Source organism: Kluyvera intermedia, assembly GCF_021440345.1.
In the GTDB taxonomy this organism is placed as follows: domain Bacteria; phylum Pseudomonadota; class Gammaproteobacteria; order Enterobacterales; family Enterobacteriaceae; genus Kluyvera; species Kluyvera intermedia_A.
Genome location: NZ_JAKCNS010000094.1, coordinates 1 through 12,609 on the forward strand (window position 1 = coordinate 1; position 12,609 = coordinate 12,609).

Here is a 12,609-nt window from a genome sequence, read left to right on the forward strand (position 1 = left end):
AATAAATGGTATGTAGGTCACTTTAATTTTCAGAGTGCGATTTTTTTATCACTTTAATTTATATATTAAAATTAAATACCTGAATTGATAGCGCAATTCATATCATATCTATATATTTAACATTAATAATTTATGACATGAATATATATAAAAAAAAGACAATGCCCGTAAGAGAGGGAAAAGCGCACGAGAAGATAAAATAGATGCAGGTATTGTGCGAGGGAGATCAATCAGCGGAGGTACGCCACCAGAATGGTGGCGTACCCTGACAACAACAAAAATTATCCAATCAGTACCGACAACATACTCAACGATCCCATTTCAATACCGTCTACCGGGATAGTGATGGGTTCTTCTCCATCCCACGCGCCTAAAACATACAGCAGCGGCAGGAAATGCTCCGCCGTTGGGTTAGAAAGCGAACCGCCTTCATGCTGCAGATAGTTCACCAGCGGATGCTGTTCAACCGGCCCTTGCCATTGCAGATTAGCCTTAACATAGTCGTTAAATGACGTGGCCCACGGATACGGCGCGGAATCACCGTGCCATTTTACCGTACGCAGGTTATGCACCACGTTACCGCTCGCCACCAGCATAATGCCCTCATCGCGCAGGCTGGCCAGTTTGCGCCCCATCTCCAGATGCCAGGCCGCCGGTTTGGTGCTGTCGATACTCAACTGCACCATTGGGATATCCGCGTTCGGGTACATCTTAATCAGCACGCCCCATGAACCGTGGTCAAAACCCCAGGCTTCCGTATCCAGCGCAACAGGAACCGGTGACAGCAGCTCCACCAGTTTCTGCGCCAACTCCGGTGAGCCCGGTGCAGGATAATACGTGTCGTACAATGCCTGTGGGAAACCGCCAAAATCGTGGATGGTTTTTGGTGTTTCCATCGCTGTCACACCGGTGCCACGGGTAAACCAGTGCGCAGAGACGACGACTATCGCTTTTGGCCGCGGCAACGTCTCACCGAGGTGCTGCCAGGTACGGGTATAGAGGTTATCTTCCAGTACGTTCATCGGGCTACCGTGACCTAAAAACAGTGCTGGCATTCGGCTACGAGACATGATGTTATCCTTCCAGAGGCATATTTGAATAACACCACATTAACCTGTTTTCCGTGAGGATAAACTCAGATAAGCATGATGATGATCTTCAGAAAATTTGAATGTAAGGATGCAGTAAAGAATCTATTCGCCTCTCGCCAGGCGTGATGAATTCCAATATCATGAATGATAATCATTATCACAAGGAGTAAGCGATGTCGGTACCGCTGATTCTGACATTACTGGCAGGCGCTGCCACCTTTATCGGCGCCATTCTTGGTGTTATTGGGCAAAAGCCGTCAAACCGGGTTTTGGCCTTTTCACTCGGTTTTGCCGCCGGGATTATGCTGCTGATCTCGCTGATGGAGATGCTGCCCGCTGCGCTGGGTACAGAGGGCATGTCACCGGTGTTGGGTTACGGCATGTTCGTGGTGGGACTTATTGGTTACTTCGCGCTGGATCGCGCGCTGCCGCATGCTCATCCGCAGGATCTGATGCAAGAAACGACTCAGCCGCTGCCGCGCAATATCCGTCGCACAGCTGTGTTGTTAACCCTGGGGATCAGCCTGCACAACTTCCCTGAAGGGATAGCCACCTTCGTCACCGCTAGCAACAACCTAGAGCTGGGGTTCGGTATTGCGCTCGCCGTGGCACTGCACAATATCCCGGAAGGGCTGGCGGTCGCCGGGCCGGTGTATGCCGCCACAGGGTCAAAGCGCAAAGCGGTATTCTGGGCCGGGATCTCCGGTATGGCGGAAATCCTCGGCGGCGTGCTGGCGTGGGCGATTCTCGGTAGCATGGTGTCACCGGTATTGATGGCGTCAATTATGGCCGCCGTCGCCGGGATTATGGTCGCGCTGTCGGTTGATGAACTGATGCCGCTGGCTAAAGAGATCGATCCCAACAACAACCCAAGCTACGGCGTACTGTGCGGGATGTCGGTGATGGGGTTAAGTCTGGTGGCGTTACAGTCGATGGGGATTGGTTAACAGCCATAAAAAAGCCCGGCACAGTGAGCCGGGCTTTTTCGTAAGGGAGCGCGATTAACTTGCTTTGCGCTCGTGCTCACGACGGTAGGCCACCAGATCTTCGATAGTCACCAGCGCCATATTGTGTTCCTTCGCAAACTTGATGCACTCCGGCGCGCGCGCCATGGTGCCATCGTCGTTGGTCAGTTCACACAGAACGCCAGCCGGTTTAAAACCAGCCAGGCTCACCAGATCGATAGTCGCTTCAGTGTGGCCACCGCGGGTCAAAACGCCGCCCGGCTGCGCGCGCAGTGGGAAAACATGGCCCGGACGGTTTAGGTCTGACGGCTTAGCGTCATCGGCAATCGCCGCACGCACGGTGGTCAGGCGGTCAGCGGCGGAAACGCCGGTGGTCACGCCGTGTGCTGCTTCAATGGTAACGGTAAAACCGGTGCCGTATGCGCTGGTGTTGTTTTCCACCATCATCGGCAGTTCCAGCTGTTTACGACGTTCATCGGTCAAACACAGACAAACGATGCCGCTACCGTGACGGATAGTCAGCGCCATTTGTTCAACGGTCATATTTTCGGCGGCAAAGATCATGTCGCCTTCGTTCTCGCGATCTTCGTCGTCCAGCACCATCGCACCGCGGCCTTCGCGCAGAGCAATCAGCGCGTTTTCAACGCGTTCGAAAGAAGTACCAAAAGAGGAAAGTAGCGTCTGATTCATGGTAAAAAAACCTCATTAATATTATGGTTACCAGAATCAGGGCAGTCTTAGGAGTGCCGATAAACGGCTAATAGATAACGCGAGCGGGCATAAACCCGACTGGATCGTTACTCTCTCCCATCCGGACTCTAACCGTCGGCCCCGGAATTACACCGGATCTGCTGACCTTCCCGTTGGACACAGGAAGCGCTCGCGGGCTTTCAGCCGTAGCTGATTTACCGCCGGTGGGGAATTTCGCCCCGCCCTGAGAATAAGCGTACTTACTATAACGCTATTGATTATCTTCGGCAATGCATAAGCTTCGAACAATTCTGGTTTATCGCACCGGGAGAAGCCACTACAATAGCGGTAATGCCGACAGAATCAGGGAAACACAGATGATCGACCCGAAAAAAATTGAACAAATCGCCCGCCAGGTCCATGAGTCCATGCCGAAAGGTTTGCGTGAGTTTGGCGATGATATTGAGAAGAAAGTTCGTCAGGTTATCCAGTCACAGCTGACGCGGCTTGACGTGGTAAGCCGCGAAGAGTTTGACGTGCAGACTCAGGTTCTGCTGCGCACCCGCGAAAAACTGGCACTGCTGGAGCAGCGTATTAGCGAGCTGGAAAACCGTGCGGCTGCACCGGCTGTAGACGATAAAGAGTAAAGCACGTCCCCTCTCCCGCCCGGGGAGAGGGTTAAAGTGAGGCCAACGCGGAAGCGTTACTTCTCACTGTCCTTCTGAATCTTCTTGATAATATTGGTCGTTGAGCAACCATCTTCAAAGTTCAGCACCAGCACTTCACCGCCGTTCGCCCAAACTTCTTCGCTACCGGCAATCTGCTCTGGTTTATAGTCACCGCCTTTGACCAGACGATCCGGCAGGATCCCGGCAATCAGACGCTGCGGCGTATCTTCTTCAAATGACACCACCCAATCGACCGACTCCAGCGCACCCAGCACGATCATGCGCTGATCCAGCGGGTTCACCGGACGGGTTTCGCCTTTCAGACGTTTGGTTGACGCATCGCTATTCACCGCGACAATCAAGCGATCGCCCAGCTTGCGCGCATTCGCCAGATAAGAGACGTGGCCCGCGTGCAGAATATCGAACACGCCGTTAGTCATCACCACTTTCTCACCACGGCGACGTGCCGCAGCGACAGCGTGTTTCAGCTCTTCTTCGCTCATCACGCCAAAACCGGTATCCGCACGGCCGCGCACGGCGTTTTCCAGCTCGATTGGCGAAACGGTAGAAGTCCCCAGCTTGCCCACCACGACGCCAGCCGCCGCGTTGGCAAAGAAGCAGGCTTCTTCCAGCGTTTTCCCGGATGCTAGCGTTGCCGCCAGCACGCCAATTACCGTATCACCGGCACCGGTGACGTCATACACTTCCTGCGCCTGAGTCGGCTGATGCAGCGGCGCTTTACCCGGTTGCAGCAGCGTCATGCCCTGCTCGGAGCGGGTGACCAGCAGCGCAGAGAGGTCGAAGTTGGCGATCAGCTGCATGCCGCGTTCCACCAGCTCTTCTTCGGTTTTGCACTTACCGACTACCGCTTCAAACTCAGAAAGGTTTGGCGTCAGTAGAGTGGCACCGCGATAGCGTTCAAAGTCAGTACCTTTCGGGTCGATAAGTACCGGCACTTTAGCCTGACGTGCCAGCTTAATCATCTGCTGCACGCTCTCCAGCGCCCCTTTGGCATAATCGGAAAGCACCAACGCGCCAACGTTCGGCAGACCGCTTTGAATACGATCGTGCAGCGGCTGTGGATCCACGCCGGCAAAACCTTCTTCAAAATCCAGACGAATCAGCTGCTGGTTACGCGACAGTACGCGCAGCTTGGTGATGGTCGGGTGCGTTGGTACGGAGACGAAATCGCATTTGACGTTCACATCGGCCAGCGCTTTGTTCAGCGCACGCGCCGCGTCGTCAATACCGGTCAAACCAACAAGACGAGAACCCGCGCCTAAAGAGGCAATGTTCATCGCCACGTTTGCCGCGCCGCCAGGACGTTCTTCGATAGTTTCCACTTTCACCACGGGTACCGGGGCTTCCGGGGAAATACGGCTGGTTGGGCCATACCAGTAGCGATCCAACATCACATCGCCAACCACCATCACTCCTGCGCGTTCAAATTCCGGCAGCGTTACTTTCATTCGTGTCTCCAAAGAGAATCAAAAATTTGGCGCGATAATAGCACATTTCACGGTTGAACCAGCCACTTCAGCCAGCTCTCGCTCACCAACTCGCGTTCGCGGGTAAAGCTTGCCAGATCGACATTCCCCGGCAGTTCCTGCAACGCCAGATGGTGTAACGCATCGCGCAGCGTGGTGTAGGCATGAGTCAACGCTTTGGCTTCCTGCTCATCCATAATGTCGTTTTGTGCCAGCAGTTCGAGGATACGCACATTATCCGACCAGCGGGTCAACTTCGGCTTATCGTGGGCGTAGCGCAGCACCAGATACTGGGTAATAAATTCGATGTCGGTAATGCCACCCGCATCGGTTTTGATGTCGAAACGATCGCGCTGCTTGCCGCCAAGATGGGCGCGCATTTTCTCACGCATTTCGCGGACTTCAGTTTGCAGTACCGCGCCATCGCGGGTATTGGTCAGAATCTGTCGGCGAATCGCGTCAAACTGCTGTTGCAACTGCGGATCGCCGTATACCACACGAGCGCGCACCAGCGCCTGATGTTCCCAGGTCCAGGCCTCATTTTGCTGATAATCAGCAAAGGCTTCGGCGGTAGTCACCAGCATCCCCGCCGCGCCGGACGGACGCAGGCGAGCATCGACTTCATACAAAATACCGGATGAAGTGCGAGTGCTAAACAAATGCATGATGCGCTGTGCCAGACGCAGATAGAACTGACGACCGTCAATTTCACGCTCGCCGTCGGTCATCGCATCCATTGGGCAGTCGTGGAGAAATACCAGATCCAGATCCGAGCTGTAGCCCAGCTCCCAGCCACCCAGCTTGCCGTAGCCAATAACCGCAAAACCGCGTCCGTGGCGCTCGCGCAGATGCGTAGGCTGGCCATAACGCGCCACCATCTGCACCCACGCCTGCTGAACAACCGCATCAATCATTGCTTCCGCAAGCCATGTGAGGTGATCGCTCACCTTCATCACCGGTAGCGTCCCAGCGATATCCGCCGCCGCAATGTGTAGCAACTGCGCCTGTTTGAACTGGCGCAGCGCTTCTAACTGCTGCTCTTCGTCTTCTTCCGGTACGCGCAAAAGATACTGACGCAGCTCATCGCGATAGGCGTCGGTGGCCGTCGGCTGGTACAGCGTGCTCGGGTCCAGCAGTTCATCCAGCAGCAGCGGATAACGCGCTAGCTGACTGGCCACCATCGGCGACGCGGCGCACAGCCGAATAAGGTGCTTTAATGCGCCGGGATATTCGCTCAGCAGTTCAAGGTAGGTGGTCCGGGTGACGATCCCGCTGAGCAGCGGCGTAATGCGGGTTAACAGCACCAGCGCATCTTCACGCGAGCACACTTCACTCAGCAGATGCGGCATAAGGGAGTCCAGCACCTGACGACCGCGCGGGCCGATGGTGCGCTTGTCCAGTTCTTTGCGGAAATCCGCAATCTGCGACAGCACGCGCTGACGATCGTCGCTACTGAGATGCATCAGCACTGCAGGAGTATCGTCTTCCTGCAGCGTGTCCTGCCACAATTCACGCCAATCTTCCGATAGCTGTTCTTCCTGTGACGACTCTTCGTCGTCGCCGATGAGATCGTTAAAGACGCGGCGCACTTCCGCCATCAGCGTATCGAGGCGCTCGGTTAAGGCATCCCAATTATCCAGATGCATGCCCCACGCCAGACGCGCGCGATTGAGCTCGTCGCCCGGCAGGGTTTGTGTCTGTTCGTCATTAATGCTTTGCAGCAGGTTTTCCAGACGACGCAGGAATAAATAGGCTTCACGTAGCGCCTGCGCGTCGGTGTTGGATAGCAGATTCAGTGCTTCAATCGCCGCCAGTGTTGGCAGCAGCGACCGGCTTTGCAGCGACGGCTCACGCCCACCGCGAATCAGTTGGAAGACCTGGACAATAAATTCGATTTCACGAATGCCGCCCGCCCCGAGCTTAATGTTGTCTTTCAGCCCCCGGCGGCGTACTTCGCGGGTGATCATCCCTTTCATGTTACGCAACGACTGGATCACGCTGAAATCAATGTAACGGCGGAACACAAACGGTCGCAGCATCGCGCGCAGCTCGCCGGTATAGACGCCATCGTCATCGCCCATAATCCGCGCTTTCACCATCGCGTAGCGTTCCCAGTCGCGCCCCTGCTCCTGGTAATAATCTTCCAGCGCCGCAAAGCTCAGCACCAGCGGGCCGCTGTCGCCAAACGGACGAAGACGCATGTCGACACGGTAGACAAAGCCATCCTGCGTCGGCTGGTCGAGCACTTTAATCAGCCGCTGTCCCAGGCGAGTAAAGAACTGGGCATTATCCAGCTCGCGACGTCCGCCTTGGGTACTGCCGTGCTCAGGCCAGGCAAAAATCAGATCGATATCAGAGGAGAAATTGAGTTCGCCGCCGCCCAGTTTGCCCATCCCGAGGATCAGCAGCGGTTGCGGAACGCCATCGGCGCTGCACGGTGTGCCCCAGTCGCGACAACAGGCGTCATAGAGCCAGTTACGCGCGTGGACGATCAGCGTCTCTGCCAGATGGCTCAGCTGTTGGAGGGTGTCCTCTTCGCTGACCAGCGAGAGCGCCTGCGACCACGCAATGCGCACCATCACCCGACGGCGAAAAACGCGTAGGGCGCGCATCAGCGCCGTTTCATCATGAACCTCGGCCAACTCAGCTTCGAGCCAACCCGCGTATTCTCGCCACTCATCCGCCTGGGGTGGTTCGCTTTCCAGCGACGCCAGCCACTCGGGATACGCCATCAAACTTTGCTGAACAAAATCACTGAAGGTGAAAACAGCCTGCGCATTTGCGCTGAGCGTCGCGATTGGAAAATCTTCCGGAGCGCGCTCCACCAGCGTGTGCCTGTGCTGCTGTAACTGCGAAGAAAGCGGCGTCATACACGGGTTCCCTGAAGTAAATTAACGTTTTCCGCTGTGTAGCCAGAACGGTTCGACCGCCAGTGCCTCGTTGCGGTAATGCTCAATTTCAATGTGCTGGCGCGTTTCGATGGCGTGGCGTAAGCCCTGCCAGTTTGCCAGCCAGCGCTGGGCTTTCTCGGCGTCGTAGTAACCCGCCAGAATCTGCACGCTGTTAATATCGCGCGTCAGACGCGGCAGCTGATCGCCGTAGCTATCGCCAAGCGGGTAGGCAAACGTGGTGCGCAGCTCGGCGGCCTGGCGAGAAAGGTGGGTATCGGCAAAACGTTTGAACGAATCGGCCATTTTTGCTTCGGCTTTCGCATCAAGGAATGCCTGCCAGCCGCGCGTCACCAGCCATTCGGTGAAGGCGAGCTTAGTGAGCGCCGTTTCACGGTTGAACGCCGCGTCGTGAGCGGAAATCTTACCGGCCATCAGCGCGTCAACCTGGGTCAACCCGTCACGCAGTTTGGCGCTCGCTTTACGCGGTACAATCCCGCCAAACAGCGTCAGAATGTGGCGAATCAGCCCCTGGGCGTTGAGCACTTCGATTTTCGCCTTCGTCTTACCACGCAGCCACAGCTCTTCGTGGTACTGCCAATGGGCGAGAGCGCTTTCCAGCGCGGCCTCGAACGCCTGGCCCACCGTCGCTTTTGGCGGCAACGCTAAAATAGTCAGCGGTTTTATCTCGCGCTCAGGATTGCCCTGCGCCAGATGGTATCCACGGGCGGCTTTGCTCAGACTGCCCTGACGCAACAGGCCGGTTTGCGCCAGTTGCTGAGCCAGCGCCAGCACGTCGGCAGTTTCGCCGCTCAGCAGTTCCAGCTCCAGCTCGCAAATAGCTTCCTGATGTTCACCGGCTTTGACTTCGCCCTGATCCAGTGCGATTTCAATCTGGCTTTTGCCCTGGCTGACAACCCATTTTTCACGATAGAAATCAGTGCTGAACAGCGGGTTAAGCTGCTCTGCCAGCCCTTGCGGCATTTCGCTATTTGGCCAGACTTCAGACGGCAGCTGGTCGAGCGCCAGCTCCGGCGTGCTAATCGCAATGTTGTATTCAGGGCGCTGATGCAAACCGCCAACGGTACGACCAGCGATTTTCATGGTCATCTCATAACGACCATTATCACCACGAATGCGCAGCCCCATATCATGGCGGCGCAGCCAGTTATCGGCGGTTTCGTAATAGATATTCAGCAACTGCCCCGGCGGGGTGTGCTCTGCATTCAGCGTTTGCAGGTGGTTGCGTAGCGCGTCAACGCCAGCGTCATCGACGATAAATTTTAATTCGATTTCTTGAGCCATGATTGAATTCTTTTGGTTTCGTTGCCCGGAAATACCTTTATGGCGAACTTATAGGTATTCTTTTTGTCAGTACATAGTATTTTGCGACAAATTGCCATGCAATGCGCAATTTGTCAGGTGGACAGCAGACGCCGGTTTTTTCTCCTGGAGGATTCCGATTGCCGCAGAATGCTTTGCGTCGTCAGACTGTTGCCACTACTATCGTTCCACTTATATGACAAAAACGATGATCTGATGCCAAAATTACGCTTAGTTGCCATTACTTTACTGACACTTACCGCTTCAACCATCGCCCACGCTGATGAAAAGCGTTATGTTTCTGACGAACTGAACACCTGGGTACGCAGCGGCCCGGGCGATAATTATCGTCTTGCTGGCTCCCTGAATGCCGGTGAAGAAGTCACGTTGTTGCAGACCAACGACAACACTCAATATGGCCAGGTGCGCGACAGCAACGGCCGTACGGCGTGGATCCCACTGAAAGAGCTGACCGCCACCCCGAGCCTGCGCACCCGCGTACCGGATCTGGAAAACCAGGTCAAAACCCTAACCGACAAGCTCAATAATATCGATACCACCTGGAACCAGCGCACCGCAGAAATGCAGAAAAAGGTCGCTGAGAGCGATAGCGTCATTAACGGTTTGAAAAACGAAAACCAGAAGCTGAAGAACGAGCTCATCGTCGCGCAGAAAAAAGTGAACGCTGCCAATCTTCAGTTGGATGACAAACAGCGCACCATCATCATGCAGTGGTTTATGTATGGCGGCGGCGTGCTGGGTATCGGCCTGCTGCTGGGTCTGGTGCTGCCACACATCATTCCAAGCCGGAAGCGCAAAGACCGCTGGATGAACTAAGCCATTCCCCTGCGCCTTTGGCAGGGGATAATTCGCCTTATCGGCACTTCTTTCGTATTATCAGAAAGAAAATGATGAGGAGAAGCGTGGCGTGAAGAGTTATCTGGTCGGTGGTGCAGTTCGGGACGGGTTGTTAGGTCTACCGGTCAAAGATAAAGATTGGGTTGTTGTCGGCGCCACGCCGCAGCAAATGCTCGACGCGGGCTATCAACAGGTAGGCCGCGACTTTCCCGTATTTTTACATCCCAACAGCCACGAAGAATACGCGCTCGCCCGCACCGAGCGAAAGTCAGGTTCTGGTTATACCGGTTTTACCTGCTACGCTGCGCCAGACGTCACGCTGGAGCAGGATTTGCTACGTCGGGACTTAACCGTTAATGCATTGGCTAAAGATGCCGATGGCACGATTATCGATCCCTACGGCGGTCGCCGCGATCTTGAGTTGCGCATTCTGCGCCATGTTTCACCCGCCTTTGGTGAAGACCCGCTGCGCGTTTTGCGCGTGGCGCGCTTTGCCGCACGTTACGCCCATTTAAGCTTCCGTATTGCCGACGAGACCATGGCGCTGATGCGCGAGATGACCGACGCCGGTGAGCTGGCGCACCTGACGCCAGAGCGGGTGTGGAAAGAGACGGAAAATGCCCTCGGCACCCGCAACCCGCAGGTATTCTTCCAGACCCTGCGCGACTGTGGCGCGTTGAAAGTCCTGTTTCCGGAAATCGACGCGCTGTACGGCGTTCCCGCTCCGGCGAAATGGCACCCGGAAATTGATACCGGCGTTCATACGCTGATGACGCTCACCATGGCGGCGATGCTCAGCCCGGACATTGACGTGCGCTTTGCCACGCTCTGCCACGACCTAGGCAAAGGGCTGACGCCAAAAGAGTTTTGGCCACGTCACCACGGCCACGGCCCGGCGGGTGTAAAGCTGGTCGAGCAATTAAGCCTGCGCCTGAAGGTGCCTAATGAAATGCGGGATCTGGCGAAGCTGGTTGCCGAATTCCACGATCTCATCCATACCCTGCCCATCCTGCAGCCGAAAACGCTGGTCAAGCTATTTGACTCCATTGATGCCTGGCGCAAGCCGCAGCGCGTCGAGCAAATTGCGCTTACCAGTGAAGCCGACGTTCGCGGCCGTACCCATTTTGAAGCCTGTGATTATCCGCAAGGACGGTTGCTGCGCGAAGCGTGGGAGGTCGCCAAAAGCGTGGGTAATAAAGAGGTTATCGAGGCTGGATTTAAAGGCCCGGAGATTCGTGAAGAGCTGACGAAACGCAGAATTCAGGCGGTGGCGAACTGGAAAGAAAAACGTTGCCCCCAGCCGAAAGACTGAGGGCAAGTCTTTTTAGAAGAAGACGACGTAAACGGCTGCTGCGACGATGAAACGATAGATCGCAAACGGAATAAACGAGATACGTTTAATCAGCTTCAGGAAGGTTTTAATGGCCACTAGCGCCACGAGGAAGGCCATTACAAACCCGACGGCAAACATCGGAATGTCGCCAACGGTCAGGAAATGCCAGCTCTTGTAGAGATCCAGCGCCGTGGCGCCCATCATCATCGGCACGGCGAGCAGGAACGAAAACTCGGAAGCCGCATAGCGGCTCACGCCCATCAGCATCCCACCGGAAATCGTCGCCCCAGAGCGTGAAAAGCCCGGCCATAGCGCCAGACACTGGAAGCAGCCAATCATAAACGCCTGACGATAGGTCATATCATCAATCCCCACCGCGCGAGGCGTTTTTGGTTTCAGGCACTCCGCCGCAATCAGCAGCAGGCCACCGACCACCAGCGCGTACATAACGTTTATCGGATTAAAGAGCGATTTAATCGCATCGTGGAAGACCAATCCCAATACCACCGCAGGAATCATCCCCAGCAGGATGTGAATCAGCGACAGGCGACCTGAACCCTCGCCTTCATGCACCGGCGGACGGCCAAAATTGATGCCAATCAGCCCGAACAGGCGACGCCAGAACATCACGACCACCGCGAGAATTGAACCGAGCTGGATAACCACCTCAAACGTTTTCGCCGTTTCGCCTTCAAAGCCCAGCAAATGGCCAACGATGATCATGTGGCCGGTGCTGGAGACAGGCAGGAATTCCGTCAATCCTTCGACCACACCCAGAATTGCCGCCACCAGCAGCGAGTGTATATCGCTCATTAAATAAACCCTTAAAAGTAAACAATAAAATAAACCCGGCACTATGACCGGTATAAATCACTTTGGTTTAAGTTATATGACGTCTAATGACTTTATTTCAGATTATGGCCACGCTCGATAATAACCCCAACGTTGGCCGCCCGGGCGACAGCGCCAGGTTTGCTGACTTTAATACGCACCCACGGCGAGTTAAAGCGCGACATCAGAAGCTCGGCCACCTCTTCCGCCACGCGTTCAACCAGCGCAAAACGGCTGCCTTCCACGTGTTTCACCACCGCTTCACTGATATCAGCATAGCTCAGGCAATCTGCTACGTTGTCGCTGGCCGCCGCTTTACGGTTATCCCAGCCTAATTCGATATCGAACACCAGCTTCTGTTCAATGGTCTGTTCCCAGTCATAAACACCAATAGTGGTGATTACCGAAAGTTGCTCTATAAATACAATATCCATCACGACCTGCTTGGTTTTAGGCTAAACCGGATACCACTTCC

The 12,609-nt window shown here is 55.2% G+C and carries 11 protein-coding genes and 1 riboswitch; of the genes, 4 read left to right on the forward strand and 7 right to left on the reverse strand.

Features of this window, described 5'->3' with window-relative positions; translation table 11 throughout:
- Positions 1–281: 281 nt before the first annotated feature.
- Positions 282–1,070, reverse strand: coding sequence for a 4,5-DOPA dioxygenase extradiol (gene ygiD, locus LZ634_RS20055; RefSeq protein ID WP_234508347.1), 789 nt, complete (start codon positions 1,068–1,070; stop codon positions 282–284).
- 194 nt (positions 1,071–1,264) lie between these two features.
- Between ygiD and zupT the strand changes: the two genes are divergently transcribed.
- The gene (zupT, locus tag LZ634_RS20060; protein WP_061284378.1) at positions 1,265–2,038 is read left to right on the forward strand and encodes a zinc transporter ZupT; all 774 of its coding nucleotides are present in this window, start codon (positions 1,265–1,267) and stop codon (positions 2,036–2,038) included.
- Positions 2,039–2,092: 54 nt separating this feature from the next.
- Here the strand turns inward: zupT and ribB are convergent, their stop codons facing one another.
- On the reverse strand, positions 2,093–2,746 hold the full coding sequence (ribB, locus tag LZ634_RS20065) for a 3,4-dihydroxy-2-butanone-4-phosphate synthase (protein WP_234508348.1): 654 nt from the start codon (positions 2,744–2,746) through the stop codon (positions 2,093–2,095).
- Between the two features lie 105 nt (positions 2,747–2,851).
- Positions 2,852–3,002, reverse strand: a riboswitch (FMN riboswitch).
- A gap of 121 nt (positions 3,003–3,123) precedes the next feature.
- On the opposite strand from ribB, the gene ubiK reads away from it, so the two are divergent.
- A complete protein-coding gene (gene ubiK, locus LZ634_RS20070; RefSeq protein ID WP_234508350.1) occupies positions 3,124–3,393 on the forward strand; it encodes a ubiquinone biosynthesis accessory factor UbiK in 270 nt (89 codons plus the stop codon).
- A 56-nt stretch (positions 3,394–3,449) separates the two neighbouring features.
- Here ubiK and hldE read toward each other — a convergent pair whose 3' ends face one another.
- From hldE to LZ634_RS20085, 3 genes are read right to left on the reverse strand one after another with little or no spacing between them, the layout of a single operon-like run.
- On the reverse strand, positions 3,450–4,883 hold the full coding sequence (gene hldE / locus LZ634_RS20075; RefSeq protein WP_234508353.1) for a bifunctional D-glycero-beta-D-manno-heptose-7-phosphate kinase/D-glycero-beta-D-manno-heptose 1-phosphate adenylyltransferase HldE: 1,434 nt from the start codon (positions 4,881–4,883) through the stop codon (positions 3,450–3,452).
- Between the two features lie 47 nt (positions 4,884–4,930).
- On the reverse strand, positions 4,931–7,771 hold the full coding sequence (gene glnE / locus LZ634_RS20080; RefSeq protein WP_234508355.1) for a bifunctional [glutamate--ammonia ligase]-adenylyl-L-tyrosine phosphorylase/[glutamate--ammonia-ligase] adenylyltransferase: 2,841 nt from the start codon (positions 7,769–7,771) through the stop codon (positions 4,931–4,933).
- A 21-nt stretch (positions 7,772–7,792) separates the two neighbouring features.
- Complete coding sequence (locus LZ634_RS20085; RefSeq protein WP_234508358.1) at positions 7,793–9,094, reverse strand: inorganic triphosphatase; 1,302 nt, start codon at positions 9,092–9,094, stop codon at positions 7,793–7,795.
- Between the two features lie 234 nt (positions 9,095–9,328).
- Here LZ634_RS20085 and LZ634_RS20090 point away from each other — a divergent pair, with 234 nt between their 5' ends.
- A complete protein-coding gene (locus LZ634_RS20090; protein ID WP_234508360.1) occupies positions 9,329–9,949 on the forward strand; it encodes a TIGR04211 family SH3 domain-containing protein in 621 nt (206 codons plus the stop codon).
- A gap of 91 nt (positions 9,950–10,040) precedes the next feature.
- On the forward strand, positions 10,041–11,282 hold the full coding sequence (locus tag LZ634_RS20095; protein WP_234508361.1) for a multifunctional CCA addition/repair protein: 1,242 nt from the start codon (positions 10,041–10,043) through the stop codon (positions 11,280–11,282).
- Positions 11,283–11,294: 12 nt separating this feature from the next.
- Here LZ634_RS20095 and bacA read toward each other — a convergent pair whose 3' ends face one another.
- Both bacA and folB read right to left on the reverse strand, forming a co-directional pair.
- A complete protein-coding gene (bacA, locus tag LZ634_RS20100; protein ID WP_234508363.1) occupies positions 11,295–12,116 on the reverse strand; it encodes an undecaprenyl-diphosphate phosphatase in 822 nt (273 codons plus the stop codon).
- 92 nt (positions 12,117–12,208) lie between these two features.
- On the reverse strand, positions 12,209–12,568 hold the full coding sequence (gene folB, locus LZ634_RS20105; RefSeq protein ID WP_234508365.1) for a bifunctional dihydroneopterin aldolase/7,8-dihydroneopterin epimerase: 360 nt from the start codon (positions 12,566–12,568) through the stop codon (positions 12,209–12,211).
- Between the last annotated feature and the right edge of the window lie 41 nt (positions 12,569–12,609).